The sequence below is a fragment of the Roseinatronobacter bogoriensis DSM 18756 genome, assembly GCF_004366635.1.
Classification (GTDB): Bacteria; Pseudomonadota; Alphaproteobacteria; order Rhodobacterales; family Rhodobacteraceae; genus Roseinatronobacter; species Roseinatronobacter bogoriensis.
This window is the reverse complement of sequence record NZ_SORN01000001.1, coordinates 719,704-737,934: the sequence shown is the minus strand read 5'-3', so window position 1 is coordinate 737,934 and position 18,231 is coordinate 719,704. Positions and strand designations below refer to the sequence as shown.

At 59.1% G+C, this 18,231-nt stretch carries 14 protein-coding genes; all 14 read right to left on the bottom strand.

Annotated features, from left to right (window positions below; translation table 11 throughout):
• Positions 1-29 precede the first annotated feature (29 nt).
• Complete coding sequence (locus EV660_RS03315; RefSeq protein ID WP_071481406.1) at positions 30-671, bottom strand: hypothetical protein; 642 nt, start codon at positions 669-671, stop codon at positions 30-32.
• Entirely contained in the window at positions 668-2,002 is a 1,335-nt protein-coding gene (locus EV660_RS03310; RefSeq protein ID WP_084634981.1) for a tyrosine-type recombinase/integrase, read from the bottom strand. Before EV660_RS03310 ends, EV660_RS03315 begins: the two co-directional genes overlap by 4 nt.
• Before the next feature lie 752 nt (positions 2,003-2,754).
• A complete protein-coding gene (locus EV660_RS03300; RefSeq protein WP_071481407.1) occupies positions 2,755-3,681 on the bottom strand; it encodes a Bug family tripartite tricarboxylate transporter substrate binding protein in 927 nt (308 codons plus the stop codon).
• Positions 3,682-3,708: 27 nt separating this feature from the next.
• Positions 3,709-4,638 (bottom strand): tripartite tricarboxylate transporter substrate binding protein, encoded by a 930-nt coding sequence (locus EV660_RS03295; protein ID WP_071482259.1) that lies wholly within the window; start codon positions 4,636-4,638, stop codon positions 3,709-3,711.
• Positions 4,639-4,695: 57 nt separating this feature from the next.
• A complete protein-coding gene (locus tag EV660_RS03290; RefSeq protein ID WP_071481408.1) occupies positions 4,696-6,213 on the bottom strand; it encodes a tripartite tricarboxylate transporter permease in 1,518 nt (505 codons plus the stop codon).
• Positions 6,214-6,216: 3 nt separating this feature from the next.
• Positions 6,217-6,669 carry a hypothetical protein gene (locus EV660_RS03285; RefSeq protein WP_134013846.1) on the bottom strand — a complete coding sequence of 151 codons (453 nt, stop codon included), beginning with the start codon at positions 6,667-6,669 and terminating at the stop codon, positions 6,217-6,219.
• A 503-nt stretch (positions 6,670-7,172) separates the two neighbouring features.
• Positions 7,173-8,597, bottom strand: a complete 1,425-nt coding sequence (locus tag EV660_RS03280) for an AMP-binding protein (protein WP_071481411.1) — start codon at positions 8,595-8,597, stop codon at positions 7,173-7,175.
• Positions 8,590-9,435: a GNAT family N-acetyltransferase gene (locus tag EV660_RS03275; RefSeq protein WP_071481412.1), complete on the bottom strand. Its 846-nt coding sequence runs from the start codon at positions 9,433-9,435 to the stop codon at positions 8,590-8,592. The genes EV660_RS03280 and EV660_RS03275 overlap by 8 nt, the downstream gene beginning before the upstream one ends.
• Positions 9,432-10,751, bottom strand: a complete 1,320-nt coding sequence (locus tag EV660_RS03270) for a hypothetical protein (protein ID WP_071481413.1) — start codon at positions 10,749-10,751, stop codon at positions 9,432-9,434. Before EV660_RS03270 ends, EV660_RS03275 begins: the two co-directional genes overlap by 4 nt.
• The gene (locus EV660_RS03265) at positions 10,748-11,848 is read right to left on the bottom strand and encodes a BtaA family protein (RefSeq protein ID WP_071481414.1); all 1,101 of its coding nucleotides are present in this window, start codon (positions 11,846-11,848) and stop codon (positions 10,748-10,750) included. Before EV660_RS03265 ends, EV660_RS03270 begins: the two co-directional genes overlap by 4 nt.
• Entirely contained in the window at positions 11,835-14,252 is a 2,418-nt protein-coding gene (locus EV660_RS03260; RefSeq protein ID WP_071481415.1) for a PEP/pyruvate-binding domain-containing protein, read from the bottom strand. The genes EV660_RS03265 and EV660_RS03260 overlap by 14 nt, the downstream gene beginning before the upstream one ends.
• A complete protein-coding gene (locus EV660_RS03255; protein ID WP_071481416.1) occupies positions 14,252-15,157 on the bottom strand; it encodes a UbiA family prenyltransferase in 906 nt (301 codons plus the stop codon). Before EV660_RS03255 ends, EV660_RS03260 begins: the two co-directional genes overlap by 1 nt.
• Positions 15,154-16,341: a hydroxymethylglutaryl-CoA reductase gene (locus tag EV660_RS03250; RefSeq protein ID WP_232727299.1), complete on the bottom strand. Its 1,188-nt coding sequence runs from the start codon at positions 16,339-16,341 to the stop codon at positions 15,154-15,156. Before EV660_RS03250 ends, EV660_RS03255 begins: the two co-directional genes overlap by 4 nt.
• 792 nt (positions 16,342-17,133) lie before the next feature.
• Positions 17,134-17,916 carry a hypothetical protein gene (locus EV660_RS03245; RefSeq protein WP_071481418.1) on the bottom strand — a complete coding sequence of 261 codons (783 nt, stop codon included), beginning with the start codon at positions 17,914-17,916 and terminating at the stop codon, positions 17,134-17,136.
• Positions 17,917-18,231 lie beyond the last annotated feature (315 nt).

Here is an 18,231-nt window from a genome sequence, read left to right as displayed (position 1 = left end):
TAATTGGACAAGACAACGGACAGTTTCGTTTAGCCCTCAAGCCTTTGATACCACTTATTAAATGCGTCTTGTTCGTGAATGCCATTCCCAACTTTAGGGTAAATCCCAAAGGCCGCAACGAAAGCCATCATCGGCAATCCATTTTTCCGCGCCAATGCCTTCAACTTGCTGCCTGCATCGTTTCTAATTTCGGCGGCAGACATTGGGACAACTCCATCCTGCGCCCGCTCGATCAGGTCGGCAATCGCAATCAAGCTGTCATAAGCCGCTTTCATGTGACTGCGCAATTCACCTTCCTGAATCAAGCTATCAAGATGATATGACGCTTCGTCACTCAAGGCCGCATCTAGTTGCGCTGCCATCTTTTCAGATCGGCGCTTAAGGTCATTCTTGAAGCGCCCTATCCCTTTCGTGTTCTTATTCTTGTCAGCGCTAGTTCTTGGGTTGTTCAGGAATTGAAATTGCAGCCGATAGTTCCGCATTATTCCAAGCGCCTGTGAATAAAGCGTCAAGTTTTGCGGCGCTCCGACGCTTTCCAGCGCTTCGATAACAAGGCCAGCAAGATCACTATCAAGGTTGATCTTTTCAACTGCCAAATCGACTTCCCAACCCCCTTCTGTAACGGGACAAATTTTTGGCGGCTGTCCGCCTCGCCCTGAATTGTCGATCATGCCCGCGCCCCCTCAAGTAGCACCACGTTGTCGCCCTTGGCCGCATCCGGGTCATGACCTGCAATGATCGCAGTCAAGCGGCGCTCCCAAGCCTCAAGAGCTGCGCGGCGTTCATCTGTAAAACCGTGCTGATCGTAAACCGCGACGATCCCGCGCTTAGTGTGACCTATCGTCAATTCTGCAATGTCTGGCCTGATCTTCGCGGCGCTCAAGCCTGTGCGCATGGTGCGGCGTAGGTCGTGCGGCGTCCAGTGGCCCCATTGGTCACTTGCCATATTCCCAAGCGCATCGCGGCTGCGCTCTGCGGCCCGCGCAAGGGCCGCATTGGTAATCGCTGCACCCGGTCTAGCCTCAAAAATGAAGCCGCTCCACGGCGCTCTACGGCGCTCTGACAAGCGGTCAATTTCGGCCTTTGCATCTGCGATGATCTGCATCGCGGTATCGGTCAGGTAAACCGTATGCGCGCTGTCTGTCTTGCCCCTGCGGCTGGCCGGGATAGTCCACCAGCGCCCGCTGATTTCATCCTCGCGCATCCCTGCAACTTCGCCCGGACGCTGCCCTGTGACCAACACCATCTTGAGGCAAAGCGCAGTCAGGCGGTGCAAGCCGCATGCTTCGGCATTGGCCCAGAACGCCCTGATTTCATCTGCGGTCAAGATACGCCCGCGCGCCACGGCTTTAAGCGGATCGCGTTTGCCTTCCACTTGGATTGATCCGGGCCTCAAGCCCGCAAGGGGGTTTGCCGCGATGATGTCGCGGTCTGTGGCGTAGTTCAAAAGCCTGCGCGCATATAGCAGCACTTGAGCGGCTGCGCGCGGCGCTGTCATCGCCTTGGCTTCCACCAGTTCGATCACATCGCGGCGTCGAACGTCCGTCACCTTCATGCTGCCGATGTGTGGCACAATATCATTCAGCATATAGCCGCGTATTGCGCCTTCGCTCTTGAGGCCCGTTGCGGCCTTCTTTAGCCAATCCAGCGCCAATTCCTCGACCGTAGGTTCTGCCCGCCTGCGGCGTCTTTCCTCTAGCGGGTCCGCCCCTGCATCAATTTCGCGGCGTAGCTTGCTGGCCTCAAGCCGCGCGGCCTCAAGTGTCCATGTCGGATAGTCGCCTATGGTCTTGCGGCGTTGTTTGCCTTCGGCGGTGTATTGCAGCACGAACGCCACGCCCCCCGCTTGTGTGACACGCAACCCAAAGCCGCGCGGCGCATCCCGGTGGTCATCAAAGAAAAACCGCTGGCCCTTGGCCGGGGCTTCCACAAGGTCGAGATACAAGACGCCATCCTGCGGCCCGTCTTTTTTGCTCGGTTTCTTCGTCGTGAATGTCGGCATGGCTGGCCCCTGTGTTCAAATTGACAACCCGTCTATAGGTCGGTCGCTGCGCCGCTTGTCACTGGATTTGTCACTGTTTGTCACTGCATCCAGTGTCGCCAAGTGTCGCTAACTGTCAATTGACATACGCTTACTGTCACACAAAAACAAGGGCTTGCGCATCATGCCGGAATGATTTGTCACTAAATCAGGGGCTTAAACTAGCCGAAAAAATCGCCTGTTAATCAATTGGTCGTAGGTTCGATCCCTACCGCCGGAGCCAAAAATCTCGAGAAAACATAACGTTTTCAGCTTTCGTGCAAGGGAAGCCCTAGGGGTGTTGGTGCGGTCCGGCAACGAATGAACAACCCTCCCTAATTTGCAGAAAGCGTCAGGGCAATGCCTTGAGCATGCGACAAGCTGGCACTTCGGCATGTGGCCAGAAGGCAAGAATGCGAGAATGCCCGCGTGTGATGCGGCTAACCCCCTGCGTTCCATAGAATCGGCAGGAATGGTCAAGGAAGCCGTGATATCGACTTTGTTTCTGTGGAGAAGGGTCATGTAGCCACCGCTTTGTCTGTCGAGGACGGCGACATGCAAACGGTCTAATAAAACCGGCCTTGCATGATAATGGCTATACGCAGTCTTATACACGCGTCTGCCATGAGACTAGACAAAGCCGCGCGCCGATAACGGTTTGACCTTCACCAGCGCCAGCCAACCGCAGAACACCGCCGACAGCCTATGGCTGTCGGCGGCAAGGATATATCAGATCAATCAGCCATGACTTCTTCAGTCGCTGCACGGATACGGCGCACATTGGCTTCCATCTCTTCCTGACCGATATAGACCACCGGGAAGAAGGTGTTGCCTTCGGTGATTTCCTTGAACGCGTCACTTTCGCTGGCATACTCTGCGGCGGCCATCAGGCGCTCTTTCACATTGTCCGGGGTGCCCGTGGGTACGATGATGGTGCGGTAATCCTCGATGGAATAGTCATAGCCCAGTTCCATCAGCGTCGGCACCTCCGGGTAGAAGGGGCTGCGCTCTGCGGACATGAAGGCCGCGACAACCATTTCGCCCGTCGGCGTGTATTGGGCATGAGTGCCGCCCGAATAGGCAAAATCAACCTCTTTGCCCAACACCAGTGGCGCCATACCACCACCACCACCAGTTGGAACGATGGCCAGATCAAGCCCTTCTTCTTCGGCAATCGCACTGATGATCGCCTCGTCCAGCGGGGTTTGCTGGGCATAGGTCATCTGGTTTTCTTTACCGTAAGCAATAATCTCGTCAAAGGTGCTGAAGGGCTGGTCAGCCGAAGTCACAATGGCGTTCTGACCAATCGCGACAGCTGCCAGATACTCGAAATCGTCGATTTCATATTCAACCGGCGTGATGATCGGTGTGAAGGTCAGCGCCGTGGTCCCGCCGAACAAGAAGGTATAGCCATCCGCTTCGGTATTTGCGAGGCGGGTAAAGGCCACAGCAGAGCCACCACCGGGCTGGTTGACCACATTGACCGGCTGACCAAGGAATTCTTCCATCACATTGGCCAGCACGCGGCCCTGAATATCGGTCGAACCACCCGGATTGAAGCCAATGACCATGGTCAGCGGGCGGGTGGGCCAATCATCGGCAAAGGCCATCGGGGCCGTCATCATGGTTGCGCCCAGAATGGCTGCAAATGTCTTTTTCATGTTACTCTCTCCTGTTTTTTTATGTCTTCAATCGGCCATCAGATCTTCATTCGCGGCACGAATTTCGCGGATCGTGGCCTCAGTTTCCTCTGCATCCATGAAGACGATAGGGTGCAAAGTGTTATCAACCGTAACATCGACGAATGGCTCATGCTCGACCGCAAAGCGGGCAGCATCTTCAAACGCCTGCACGATTTCATCCGGGGTGCCGCCCGGCAGAAAGAATGACCGGAAGTCATCCATGGCATAGGGGTAGCCCAGTTCGACCAGTGTTGGCACATCCGGATAGAAGGGCGAACGCTCGCGCGTCAGAAAGGCCAGCACATTCATCTCGCCCGTGGGGGTGTATTGGGCATGGGTGCCGCCGGAAAAGGCAAAATCGACCTCGCCCCCCAGCAAGAGCGGGGCCATACCGCCGCCGCCACCTGTGGGCACAATGGCCAGATCAATGCCCTCCTGATCGGCAATCAACTGCATGATGGCCTGATCCATTGGCAGTTGCTGCGCATAGGTCATGGGGTTCTCTTTGCCATAGGCGACAAGGTCCTCGAAGCTTTGGTAGGGCGCATCACCGCGCGCGACCACGCCAAACTGTCCCCCGACAAGGGTGCCCGCATAGCGGAAATCATCAATGTCATATTCGGTTTCCGTCACGATGGGCGAAAAGGTCAGGCCAAGCATAACGCCAAACATGAACGTATGGCCGTCGGGCTCTGCGTTCAAAAACCGTGTCAGCGCCACGGCCCCGCCGCCGCCCGGCTGGTTCACCACATTGACCGGCTGGCCGAAATATTCTTCGAGGCTACGCGCCAGAACACGGCCCTGAATATCGGTAGAGCCGCCAGCGGCAAAGCCGATTACCATGGTCATCGGGCGTTCGGGCTGCCAGCTATCAGCCAGCGCCATGGGTGCGCTTAGCATGGTTGCGCCCAAAATTGCGGCAAGTGTCTTTTTCATGAACGGTTCCTTCCAGAAGTGATTTTGCGCCATCGCAAGGCGCAGTCGTCTTGAAAACTATTCTGACGTTGGCGCACCGGCTGCGGCCTTGTCCGTGCGGAACGTGCGAATGATCAGGGTTATCAGCGCGATTGCCGTGCAGGCGATGAAGAACAACGCAATCGGGCGGTTCAGTAGAATCTCCCAATTCCCGCGCGACAGGATGATGCTCTGGCGCAGGTTTAGTTCCAGCATCGGGGTGATGATGAAGGCCACAAGAAAGGTGACAAAACTGTAGTCATATTTCTTCATCAGATAGCCAAGCAGCGCAAAACCCATCAGGATAACCAGACCAAAAGTGCCATAGCCTTGCAGCATCATTCCGGCCAGACAGAAGAAAATCACGATAGGTATGACCACATGCGGTGGCACGCGGGTGATCTGGGCAAAGAACATCAGCCCGTACCAGCCCAGCACCAACATGATCAGCGACGCAAGAATCATGCCTGCAAAGATTGAATACAGCAATTCAGGATTGTCGCGCAGCAGCAGCGGACCAACGGTTATACCGTGGATGGCAAAAGCCCCGATCAACAGTGCCGCCGACACATTGCCCGGAATACCCAGCCCGAATAACGGGATCAGTGCCGCCGGGATCACCGCGTTATCAGCAGATTCTGCGGCCGCAATGCCCTTTGGGTTGCCCTTGCCAAAACTTTCAGGGTCTTTCGCGGCTTTGACGGTCATGCCGTAGGACATGAAAGAGCCCACCGACGGCCCCAGCCCCGGCAGCGCGCCCACAAAGGTGCCGACCCCTGTGCCCCGCAGGATTGTGGGCACGATCTTCTTGAAGATGGGCCAGGTAATGCGGTCACTGGTGTCTTTTTGCAGGGCAACAGACATGTTTTCACGATCATATCGCAGCTTCTCGGATTGCACGAACATTTCCGACAGCGCCAATGTCCCGATCGCGACCGCAATCAGCGGCATGCCATCCATCAACTCGGTATAGCCGAATGTCAGGCGCGGCAGGCCGGTCTGGTTATCAAGGCCGATTGTGCCCAGAAATATCCCCAATCCCCCGGCGGCCAGCCCCTTGAAGACATTGCCACTCGACAGGCCTGCGATAAACACCAGCGCAAAGGCCAGAATGGCGGCCATCTCATAAGGGCCGAACAGCAGCGCAACGCGGGCAAAGGGAATAGCCACGAAAATCAGGATAATCGTGGCCAGAATATCCCCCAGCACCGACGCGATCAGACCCACCTGAAGGGCCGTCTTGGGCTTGCCCTGTTTCGCCATCGGATACCCATCAAGCGAGGTCGCCGCAGAAGACGCCTCGCCGGGCGCATTCAGCAGGATCGCAGAGACTGCGCTACCGGCAGCGGTGCCCTTTGACAACCCGATCAGAAACGAAATCGCGATAAAGGGCGACATGTAGAAGGTCATCGGAATGGCAATGGAAATCGCCACAGATCGCGACAGGCCGGGAATGACGCCGACAATATAACCCAACAGCACCCCGCCACCGATGCCGATGAAGGATGCAAGGGTTAGCGCTTCAGCGGCGGCAGCTCCGACAGCGGAAAAATCCATGTGTTACACCACCCCTACGCGCATCATGTAAACCGACAGAACATACAAAAGCACCACCGGGACGATGGAACAGCCAAGGATCATCCACCAGCGCCGTTCACCCAGCAGGATAAGCATACCGCCAATCAGGAACGCGCCGAACCATGTGATCTTGATGAAGGACATGAACCAGATCGCGACAGCCACATAGGCAAAGGGCCACGCGGCCCAAGCAACAGCCCCCCAATGCAGATCAGCCGTCAATGGAGAAATCCGTGCGCGCAGCATCTGGGCAAGGCCCTTGATGGCGACAATACCGCCGCACACCACCATCAGCCATGCCCCTATGCTAGGCACCAGTTCGGGCGGCATACGCGCAAACGGGTTCGACCCCGCGTAATTCGGGATCATCCAAAACAAGGCCAAAAGCCCAAACCCGGCCACAGCCAAGCCGGACCAGAAATCTGATCTAGGCATACACACCATCCCTAACATTTGCGACTTATATGTGTCGCATTTTCGATAGGCTTGCATATTTGCAGCAACGCACGCAACCCCTTTGTCGGCAGCGCAGCAGGTTTCCCGGTCAGATGCGCAACAATGATCTGGACGCGCACACCGAATGGCCTGGTTGTTACAAATGCGGCAACCCACCCGCCATCGCCGCAAGTTTCCACACCGGACCCGTCAGTAATGAAATGTGTCTTGCACGACTATCCCCCTACTCGATTTCTGACTGCGCGGAAACAAGGCGCAAGGCGCCGCGCTAGGTCATGGTTGTCGTGGCGGCTGCCGGGCGGGATAGCGCTGGCGCTGATTGCCTGAGCCATTCGGGACATGGTTTAGTGCGGGGCGAGAGAGACCACGCCTCAGCCAATCAGCCAGAAAAGCCGCGCGAAAGGCACCACTCCGTCCCGCTTGCCACCCGTGCGGTTCATCCCTTCCACGGCCTTGGCGCTGCGGAAAGCGCGCCGCCTTGATTAATTCAACAATGCGCACAGCGATTTGCGGTCAATCTTTGATCGGTGGCGCTTGTCCATGGGTATGGCCGGAACATGCAAGACACGGTCAATCCCCAGATCAGCGACATGGCGTTGCCAAACTGCCGCCTGCGCCTTGTCCCCTTCGATCACAAGGCAGGCGGCATCTTGCGCCGCCATCAGGGCGCATTGGCGCACACCGGGCCATTGCCGCGCGGCGACCTCGACCGCGAAAGGATAGCGCATGCGACCGCCGATTTTCACATCCGTGCCCATACGCCCCAGCAGCCACAGGCGGCCTTGCGCATCCAGACGCCCCGCATCGCCCGTGCGGTGCCAGACTGTCGCGCCATCACGGATCTTGTTTTCAGCATCATGGGCGGGTTCAAGATAGCCGCAGTTCACATGTGCACCGGCAACCTGAATTTCGTCCTTGTCGATGCGCAGGCGAATTCCCGCAACCGGATACCCGACCAGAAGCCCCTGCCCTTCGTCCATCGCTTTACGGTCGTCCCCTGTTATCTCGGTCGCGTCCAGATGGGCAATCGGCTCCGCCTCGGTCGAGCCATAGACACAGCAGACACCCAGATCAGGCCGCGCTGCCTGCATCCTGTCAATCAGTTCGGGGAAAACAGGGCCACCGCCGGTAAAAACCGTATGCAGCGGCGCATTCCCGCCCGCCTGCACCAACATCTCGCACAAGGACGGGGGGATCAGGGCGCGGGTGACGCGGTTTCGCTGCATCCAGTCGCGCAGTTGCGCAGGGTTCAGCCGGTCAAGGCGAGACATTTTCCAGTTGGGCAAAACCGATGTCTGCCCGCTGGCGATATTGATCAGCACAAAGACGGGAAACGCGACCAGATCGCGTTCGGGCTGCGCGCTGTGCAGCAGTGGCTCAATGGCGTTATGCTGCGCGGCAAGGAAATCATGGCTGCGCGCAATGGCCTTTGGTGCCCCCGTTGTGCCCGATGTGAAGGAAATAAGCGCGATATCCCTGCCCGCCGGAGGGACCATACCGGGGGGCGGCACGGCGCGCTGTTCGGGCCGCAGATGACGCAACCCCCATAATTCCGGCAAGACCCAGCGCAGCAGGCCATACAGGCCGGAGGTGCAAAAGGCGCGCGGTCTGGTGGCGCGCGCGGCATGGCGCAAACCGGCCAGCCCCATGGCCGGTTCGGGCAGCACAGCCATTGCGCCAATGGTCCAGAGCGCGGCCAGCGCGGCATAAAGGTCCGCATCCACCGTCATGGCCAGCAGAACCCTGTCGCCTGCACCAATGCCCTTGCGCTGCCACGCGCTTGCAAACCGCATCCGGCGCGCGTCCAACTCGTGATATGTGACCGCGCGCCCCTTGCCATCCACCAGCGCCACCCGGTCGGGATGGCGCGCAACAGCGGCGGCAAAGTCGCGCAGCAGGTCAGACATCCAGTTTCAGCCCAAGCAATTCATAGCGGCGAAACACCTGCCCACCTTCCTGACGGCTGCGCGCGGCAGAACGGTTGTCGTCATGGATCAGCGCATGAATCATTGTCTGGTACCCCAAGGCGCGGGCGGCGACATGGCAGGCATGCACCATATGCCGCCCCGCACCGGGCACAAAACTGGCATAGGTCTTCAGGATCACGGTTTTCGTGTCCAGCCCTTCGGCATAATTCGGGATTGCGAATAAAAACCCCGCCAAAGCCCCGTCTGGCCGCCGCGCGAAAAAGATCAACTCACGCCTCAGCAGGGGGATGACGGGTTTATACATGTCCAGAAACGCGGCTTCAGCTATGGGCATGTAAAACGCATTGCCTGCAAATGCCTGTGAAGACAGGGCAAACACCTCTCGGAACAAGGCATCCGGGTCGCGCCCGTCCCATGCCTCGACCGTGAAACCGTCAGGCGCAGGCAAGGACGCCGGATCGTTGTTTTCCAAGGACATGCGCGCCGAAAAATACCGCGCAACAGGCTGGAATCCGGCATCGGCAAAGATCAGCGGCTCGTGCGGGCGGTTGGCCGGTTCCATCAGAAAGGCGGGCGAGCCGTCGCTTTCGCTGACAAAGCGGTAGCTGTGCCATGTGTCGCCTGCCATTGGCCCCAACACCCGATCCATGCCCACCTCACGCACCCGCGCCAGTGCCTGTTCCAGCAGCGCCGCCCCCGTCTGTGGTGCCTTGAACGACACATTGCCCAGTGTTGCGGCGCACGCCCCGTCCCAGTCCGGCCCGTTCAGATGAAGGGTCAGGGACGCGCCATCGGTTTTCAGTGTCTCAATCGTCACAGGCTTCCTCCGGCTGGTGGGGGTGTGGCCCCCTGATCCATGACCGCAAGCGCATAATAGGCCAGCGGCAGGATCATGGATAATATCGTCAGCTTCAAAACCCGATGCCTGAAAAACATATCAGGCAGGGCCGCACTGACCGCAGCGCTAAGCGCCAGGCACAGGCAGGCCAGCACCAGAAGCGGTTCGGCCCATAAACTGTGCGGCGGGTTCAGCGCGGTTACAATCTGGCGAAGGGCCAGCAGCGCCGCCGCGATCACCGGCACCCAGACCAATCTGCGCCGCAAGGCCAGCGTGCCCAGCCCCATCACCAGCCCCATTGCGGTCAGGCCATAGAACTGGACCGCGTTCCACCCGACAGCATTGCCAAGCGCCAGCCAGCCGAAACTGAACAACGCCAGCCCTGCCACCATATCCAGATCACCAAAATCATCACCAGCAGGGGTGCGGGCATTGGCCCAAGGGTATGCTGCCAGCACCAGCGCGGGCAGGATCGCGTTTTGCAAATCGACCGAGGCCAGTATCAGAAATATCGCCACGACATAGACCCGCGCGGCATGGGTGGACAGGCCGAAACGCGGCCCGATTGCGCGCGCGGCAATGATGGCCAGAACAAACAGCACGGCAATCACGGCCAGATCACTTAAGTGGCTGTTGCTGTGAACCTCCAGCAGAACCAGCAATCCCAGCGGCAGGAACAGGTTGTCGAACCCCCGCCAGCTTTGGGCCTCGACCAATGCGCCGAAACCGGCGACCAGCAGGGCAAGTGTCAGGATATTCAGGGGCGGCAGGTCCGACAGAAACATCAGGCAAATCAGCGCCACCAGAAGCGTCATGACAAAAAACACCACTGTGCCCTCGACGCTTTTGACCCCCTGTTCCACCTTGAAGCGCCGCGTGCCATAGGCGCTTCCCGCCAGTGCTGCCGCCGCATCGGCCAGTGTCAGCACCGCGATGGGCAGCACATAAAACAGCGCCACACCGTCGGCCAGAAAGAAACAAAGCCCGACGGATATGGCCAACAGGAAATCCCCGTAGGACCGGCGCTCGACACTGTGCACCGCCTCGCCCAGCCGTCCTGAAATTTGCGGCATGCGCAAGATGACCATCATCACCAGTGTCAGCGCAAGGATCATGTAGACGGGCCAGCGGTCCGGGAAAAGCCACGGCAAGCCCATCGCATAGATGCCAGTGCCGACATGCACCAGCTTGCGTTTCACCTCGGCACCGAATGGCAGGCGGCGCGCCAGCGCCATCAACACCACAAGGGCGGCAACCGAGCCTAAAGCAATGACCAGTTGCACAGCGACACTCACCCGACAACTTCCTCGACCACGAAATCGGAATAGAAAAACGCCTTGTCGCGCGCTTTCAAGTCATCCTCCAAGTCGCGCAAGCGCGTCACGCGTGCGGACAGGTGCGCAGGCACCCGGCGAGGGGCCATCATGTTCCAGTAGACCAGCCGCGCATTTGGGGCGGCGGCCCCCAGAATGCTTTCATATACCTGCGCGAAAACGGGCGGGGACATGTATTCGAAAATATCCGACAGGTTGAATCCATGCGCCAACTCGCCGGTGTTTATGAACGCCTCCAACGATCCGGGCCGGATTTCAATCCGGGCGCAGCGGTCGCGGATCGTGTCATAATTCTCTGCGCGCCACGCCATTGGCAGGGCCGCGCCATGCGTGCCCGTGATGATCCAGTGCAGATAGGGGTTTTCCGACGGGTCGGTTTGCACCGCTGCGTGATGGATGCGCCGCGCCACATGCTGCGCGGGGCTGCCCTCGACATGGTCGAAAAACGCCTTGTCCCGCCCCATGCGCCCCATCACAAAGCGCGAGAAAAAGACGTTCAGCAGCGCCCGCCAGCGCCATGTGTTGAACCGCGTGTCAAAGAACGCCTGCCGCCCGTGCCGGTCGCGCGGCACAAATATGGCGTCAAGCGTGGCGCGGCTGTGCACCAGGGGCAGAAACCACGTCCGGAATATCCGGAAATAGCGTTCAAACTTGCCAACCCCGCCCGCCCCGAACCGCGCGACATCTGTGGCAAGCGCAGTCCAGAAGGCCCGCGTTTCAGGGTCAAGCGCCGCCACCACACGCGCCAGCAGCGCCTTGCGCCGCGCGGACGGGCGCGCGCCCATCAGTTCCAGAAATTCGGCATGGGTCAGGGTCGCATAGGCCGCGATGCGCAGCTTCAGGCAGGCGATCTGTGCAGGCGACAGATCGACCACCACAACCTTGGCAGGGTCCAGCAGCAGCATGGCCAGCGCATTATCCCCCGCCGCGCAGATCGACACCAGTGTTTGCCCGCTGCAATCGCCCAGGGCCGCAGTCAGGATATCCGCATCTTCCCACAGTTGGGCATAGCGGATGTGGTCAAAAGCGGCTTTCCCCTCAATCTCAGACTTCGCCAATATGCCTCTCCACCTCGCCGGTTGCACCGTCCACGGTCAGGGTTTCACCATCAGCAACCCAGTGCGTGGCCCCCTTCAGCCCGACCACGCAGGGAATGCCCAATTCGCGCGCCACGATGGCCGAATGCGACAAAAGTGATCCGCGCTCCACCACGATGGCGGATGCGTTCGAGAATACGGCAATCCAGCCCGGATCGGTATGACGCGCCACAAGTATCTCGCCTGCGGCCAGTGATTGCGTGCGCGGGTCGCGGATCACGCGGGCCACGGCGGTCACGCGCCCCGCCGAACAGCCCGTTGCCTTGCGCCGAGCGGATTGGTCTTGCGTCACCGGCACATCGGACCAGATCGGCGCAATGGCAGGGCCACGCAATTCAATACGTTCCGGCGGGTCGGGGCGCTGTGCGGCGGCGGTATCTTCGGCCTTGCGCAAATTGACCAGCGATTTCAGATCGCCCGACAGGCCAAACCCTTCGACCGCGCCCAACACTTCAGATGTGGTCAGGTGAAACACGTCGCGCGGCGACTCCAGCAGCCCGCGCGCGGCGAATTCGCGGCCAAGGGCCAGAAATACGCGGCGCGCATGGCCGAAGATGCGCGTGCGCTCAAAGCGCAGGTTTTCGCGGTCGCGCACGCGGTTTTTCGTCCATGCAATCAGGCCCTTTGCGATCATGCGCTTGAACGGGTTGGCAAACAGCGCGCGCCAATCGGGGTCTTTGGTCTTGTGCGTATCCTGCGCGCCGCGCTGCGCGCTGGCGACAATCGCGGCAAGCAGGCTGGACGGGTCGTCGCGCAAGGTCAGGCTTTCGAGTTTCAACTCCTCGGTGCAGCGGTCCCCGAATTTTTCAAGATAGCTCTCCACCTCTCGGCGCAGGTCGGGATGGGCGTCAAGGCTGGCCATGCCATCCGCGATCAGCCCCGCATCCAGCCCCGCCGCGCGCGCCATCTGTCCCATTTTCATGATGCGCTGCGCGGGTTCCGCCGAAATGATATCGCCCTGCCCGATCATCACATCATTATGCAGGGTCAAACCCTGCGGCCCCAGCCATTTTTCCAACAGATTGCGCGAGGCCCCGAAGGCAATCATGCACAGGAAGTCATTGACCAGCGGCGCATCCCAACGGTCCAGCAAGGTGCTTTCGATCTTGCGATATTCCGCCGCCAGCGCGGTGGGTCCGGCGCGCGCCACATCAACACCGCCATCCAGCGCGGCATTCAGGCGCGTATAGAACCGGCGGCGCGTGCGCGGCAGCACAATCGCCTGCCACACCAAACCGACACCCGCGCGCGCCAATCGGGCATATTCAAGAATGCGCGCGCCGCCCTTGGCCGGTGGTGGGCCAATGCTGTCGGTCACCTCTGGGGGCATGGGCGTGTCCACGCCCATCATCGTTTCCATATAGGCCCTGTTCAGCGAAAACCCGGGCAACAGCGCCAGCGCGCGGTACCAGTTGACAAGGTTGTAATACACCCGCCCGTCCACTCGGCCCAGCATATTGCCAAACACGGCAGAATTCGCGGTGATTATATGGTCCGGCACGCCCAACAAGGCCACGAAGGCCCGATAGACGCGGGCATAGACATGCACCGCAAAGGAATAGGTCAGCGGGCTGACCATGCCCGGATAGCTTTCGACAATATTGGAATTGTCGAAAATCGTCAGCGCGGTATCATCATTCGGGCGCGGCAACAGCGGTGTGGTGATGGGGCGCGATTGCAGGATATGCAGCCCTTCATCATCTATCGCCCACTCAATATCCTGCGGCGCGCCAAACACATCCTCGGCACGGCGGGCGAGTGCGGCAATCTGTTCGGCCTGCGCCACCGTCAGCACGGCAGGCACCGTGGCACATTGCGCCGTGGCCCCGATTGTCCAATCCTCGCCATCCGCTTCGCCGGACACCAGACGCTCGCCCAGTCCGGCAATGGCCGACACCACCACACGATCACGCCGCCCTGTTACGGGATCGGCGGAAAACGCCACACCGGCGGCGCGCGCATCAATCATGCGCTGGACAATCACTGCTGGCCCCTCGGCCCCTGTTTGGGCTTTCAGCGCGCGGTAGGTGGCCACTGTTTCGGAAAAGCCAGATTGCCAGACCCGTCGCGCCGCAACTTCGACCCCGCGGGCGGGCACATTCAGCAGCGTGTCAAACTGCCCGGCATGGCTGTGGGCGGCGCCATCTTCCTGCCGCGCCGAACTGCGCACGGCAAACGGCCCCGCGCCCAGTTTCTCCAGCGCGTCCGCGAAGCCCGCAAGCGGCGCGCCAGTATCGAACGCCTCGGCGCGGATGACGAAAAACGCAGGCGGCGCAAATCCGTTCTCGGCCAAACGAGACAGGGCGGCAGCCTTGCCGCCGACATCCGCGACATCGCGCGCCTGATCCTGCAGGACAATGACCATCAGAACATCCTTACAATCAGCGGCGCAAAACCCGCCAGCGCATAGCAGGCAAAGACCCAAAGCCCTGCCGCCATATCAAGGCGTTTCTGCGCCGCTATGGTGGGCGCTGCCGCATAGGCCGCCGCTGCCCGGATGCACCACAGCGCCCCCGCACCGCCCAGCAGCACCGCGACCCAGACCACACCCGTTGCCGCCCCCACACCGACCAGCAAACCCCAAGACAGCGCGACACATGCAGCCCAGATCAAGGCGCCCTTTTTCGGCCCCCACAGGCCGGAATAGCTTTCAACGCCCGCAATCTCGGATTGTGGTGCCCAAAGTTTGCGCCCGATTTCCAGCACGCAACCATTCACAAAGGACAGCGCCAGAAACAACCAGAGCCAAAAGGCCGGGCCGCCTGCGGGCAGCCATTCCATTGCCGTCAGCAGCAAATCAATCAGCGGCATGATCGCCATATGGCTGAGCAGATACAGCACCGGCCGCGCCTTCAGCCATTCCGGCGCGCCGAATTCTGCCGTCATGGCGGCCAGCCACAGCCACACCCCCCCAAGCAGCCATATAAGCGGCGGGTGCCACGCCCATGCCGCGAAGGCGGTAAGCGGCAGCGAGGCAAGCCCCAGCGACAGCACAGCGCGCAGCGAGATCAGCCCACGCGGGATGGGGCGGTCGGGGCGGTAGCGTTTGTCATCTTCCAGATCCTTGTATTCATCGCAAACCCGCATCTGGAAAAACAGCAGCATTGCCACGGCAAACCCTGCCGCAAAGGCCCCCCAGCCCGGCAGGGGCCGCCCTGCCATTTCGGCGGATACGCTAATGCTCGCGGCAGAAAACACCGCCAGCAAGGGCACGGTCCTGACCAGCGGGAAGCGTTCTTTCTGATAGGTCCAGAGCGCGGCAGGTATCATCTGTGCCGCGCCAGATTTTCATGCGCGCGGGTAAAATGCCCCGCCGCAATCGCCGCCACGATCGAGATTTCGCCGCACAGGCAGGTGGCCGCCACCACTTCGGCCAGCGCCGCGCCATGGCCTGCGCCTTTCAGCCCCAAAATGTTCAGACCCGCCGACTGGCTGGGCAGCGATGTGCCCCCACCGACTGAGCCGACAAGGATATTGGGCATGGTCACACTGCAAAACAGGTCTTGGCCGCGCGCCTCCATGCGGGTGATGCCGATCGCACTTTCGGCAACGCAGGCGGCATCCTGACCCGTCGCAAGATAAAGCGCGGCCAGCCCATTGGCGTAATGTGCCTGCGCGCCCAATTGCCCCGACAGATGCGCCCCAAGATTGGCCACCTGCCCGTAATCCAGCATGGCCTGAACGCTTGTACCAAGGCTGCGTTCCACCACGCCCGCCTTCAGCGTGACCGATGCGCTGACCTTGCGCCCGCGCCCTGTGACCAGCCCCAGAAACGAGGCTTTTTTATCTCCGGAAAAATTACCCTCGATATACCATGCCTTCAGCGCGACAGGGCAGCGCGCCACAATGTCATCGCATAAGGCATTGGTGGCGATTGTCACCATGTTCTGGCCTGCCGCATCGCCGGTCGTGTAGCGGCAGATCAGGAACACCACGTTATTGTCGATCACCGGTTCGACCGAAATCAGCTTGCCATGGCGGGTGGTGGATTCCGCTGCCGCCTTCAACTGGTCAACCTGTGACACGACCCATTCAACGAACAGGCCCGCATTGAGCAGGTTTTCCAAAACAAAGGCCGGTGTGCGGATGACCCCTTCATACAGGATAGCCGTGCTGACCCCGCCCGATTTCGTGGCCGCATAGGCGCCGCGCGCATAGGACGCGACCAGCGCCGCTTCGGTCGTGGCCATTGGCACATGAAAATCGCCATGGGCATTCAACCCGTTGATCCGCAAGGGGCCAATGATCCCGACAGGCAGTTTCACGGTGCCAATGAAGTTCTCGATATTGGCGTTGAACTGCTCTGGCATGGCCAGTGTCAGCGGGTCGGCGATGGCATCACGATCCGACGCATCTGTCGTGGTGGCCAGACGCGCCCAGTATTTCGCGACAGTGGCGCGCGTGGCCTTGCGCACAGGGCGCAGGGTGGTGAACTCCGCATCGCTTGGGAGCATGCGTTCATGCAAAGGGGTGTCGAAAAAACGGGCCCGAATTCTATTCAGCATGTCTTTGACATGAGAAGGAATAGTCATGTGAGCATACCGTTGTTGAAATGACCTGTGCCAAAATACGCACAGGCCGCAGATTGTGTCACCAAATTTCCGAAGTGACAACAAGCGCAGGTGATCCTGCGCATCAGTCGTCAGTCAGGCCCCGCAGAAAACCGGGCCGCGATGCGGCGATCCACCGATAAATCTGTAGCGCTTTATGCTGGGCAGATCCGCGAAAGATCAGATTTCGGCGCAGGTGGCAGCCTTGAAGTCAGCAAAGCCGGATTTTACAGACACAGCGAGGCCTGATGCAAAGCCGCGCAGCGTCGGGCCGCGGTACGGCGATCCACCGCATAAGCTGTAGCGCTTTATGCTTGCCAAACCCCTGCAAGATCAGATCGAAGCGCTTGGGGCAACCAAATCGCCGAGCCGTGGGGGCGGCCCTTTGAGGCACGGCGGCCTTCGGTTTTAATTCCACGCTTTGCGCCTGGCTCCGATCTCCGGGAGGCGGGACTTCGCAGACATTGCGAGGCCGGATGAAAAGCCGCGTAGCGTCGGGCCGCGGTGCGGCGATGCGCGGCGGCCTTCGGCCTCGATTCCGCGCTTTGCGCCTAGCTCCGATCTCCGCGAGGCGGGACCAAGCTGCCGCTGGCCTCTTATGCACCTTTGCTGGTTGTTATTCGATAAAATTTCATTCAATCAAACAGCAAAATAGTTGCGCATCCAAACATATCATAAGTTAAGAATAAAGCATATTTAATCCGGCTTGCTTTCCATTTGATTGGCGTCTTTTCGAACCCGTTCACGACTGTCATTTTCGAAGTTCTCATTTTTCAGCCGCCAAAAGCCAGTAGGATTTCGCTCACAATGGTAAAAATAGTGGTCCATCTTTCTTTGCTTTTCAGCTTTTTCAAGTTCTTTCGGCGAAGGCTTTGCTCTACCCCAAATCCGCAGCGACAGCATGAATGCCTTCCAAAGTACGAAGCCAAGCCCGATAAAACCTAACCACTCGGGGCCAAAAAACTCAATTAGCGCGTATCCAAGAGGGATTGCTACTAGCCATAGTATTAGTAACAATTTCAGTAATTTGACTTGCTTTACTTGTTCTGAAGCCCTCTTCCGTGCTTCTGATTTAACCTCATCATGTGTGCGAAACTTTAAGTCTGCATATACCTCTTGCCAATCAGGAGTAACAAAATACTGCTCAAGATATCTATCCAAATCATTGACGTCCCATGATTGCTTAATCTCGCCACTCTTGGGTGAAACCCAAGCGACTAAAGAACCGCGACCGGAACCAAGCGGACGGAGCATCGCCTCTGCATCATCCCAAGCACTGACCATTAATGGCACAGGATAACGCCCTAGCCAAAATCTGATTTCCTGTTCAACAAAAATACTTACTTCTTCCCAAGAAACTGATTTGAGGAATATGAGATCGAGGGTTGCGAATTTTTGGTTCGACACCGGCGGTCTATACTCTACGAAGTAGGAACCACGGTGTTCCTTGACGCATTCAAAGTGGAGATAATCAGCCATGTTGCTCGCTTCAATTCGTTATCATAAGACACTTAGATTTTCCGCTTGGATTATGCCCTATCTGTAAAACGCGGTCAGCTAAAGAGTGAGCACCAGATTTTGAGTCAATTCAACCCGTGTGTTCGCTGACATCGTATCGATAGCGACCGTCCGTTCAGCCCTCAAAGCGGCAACCTTTTTTTCTAGCATCTGCCAGCAAACACGACCCGCCATTTTCGCCCCATCACCAATCCTGACACAAAGACAGTTTTTCGCCCCCCTCTGAAACTAATCTCTCTGAACGACCGTCCCTTTTGCATCGGCGCATAAGCGCGC

Excerpts from the sequence above, each read along its gene's own strand:
- EV660_RS03315 (WP_071481406.1), bottom strand. The coding sequence starts at position 671 with ATGATCGACAATTCAGGGCGAGGCGGACAGCCGCCAAAAATTTGTCCC.
- EV660_RS03310 (WP_084634981.1), bottom strand. The coding sequence starts at position 2,002 with ATGCCGACATTCACGACGAAGAAACCGAGCAAAAAAGACGGGCCGCAG.
- EV660_RS03300 (WP_071481407.1), bottom strand. The coding sequence starts at position 3,681 with ATGAAAAAGACATTTGCAGCCATTCTGGGCGCAACCATGATGACGGCC.
- EV660_RS03295 (WP_071482259.1), bottom strand. The coding sequence starts at position 4,638 with ATGAAAAAGACACTTGCCGCAATTTTGGGCGCAACCATGCTAAGCGCA.
- EV660_RS03290 (WP_071481408.1), bottom strand. The coding sequence starts at position 6,213 with ATGGATTTTTCCGCTGTCGGAGCTGCCGCCGCTGAAGCGCTAACCCTT.
- EV660_RS03285 (WP_134013846.1), bottom strand. The coding sequence starts at position 6,669 with ATGCCTAGATCAGATTTCTGGTCCGGCTTGGCTGTGGCCGGGTTTGGG.
- EV660_RS03280 (WP_071481411.1), bottom strand. The coding sequence starts at position 8,597 with ATGTCTGACCTGCTGCGCGACTTTGCCGCCGCTGTTGCGCGCCATCCC.
- EV660_RS03260 (WP_071481415.1), bottom strand. The coding sequence starts at position 14,252 with ATGGTCATTGTCCTGCAGGATCAGGCGCGCGATGTCGCGGATGTCGGC.
- EV660_RS03255 (WP_071481416.1), bottom strand. The coding sequence starts at position 15,157 with ATGATACCTGCCGCGCTCTGGACCTATCAGAAAGAACGCTTCCCGCTG.
- EV660_RS03250 (WP_232727299.1), bottom strand. The coding sequence starts at position 16,341 with ATGCTCCCAAGCGATGCGGAGTTCACCACCCTGCGCCCTGTGCGCAAG.
- EV660_RS03245 (WP_071481418.1), bottom strand. The coding sequence starts at position 17,916 with ATGGCTGATTATCTCCACTTTGAATGCGTCAAGGAACACCGTGGTTCC.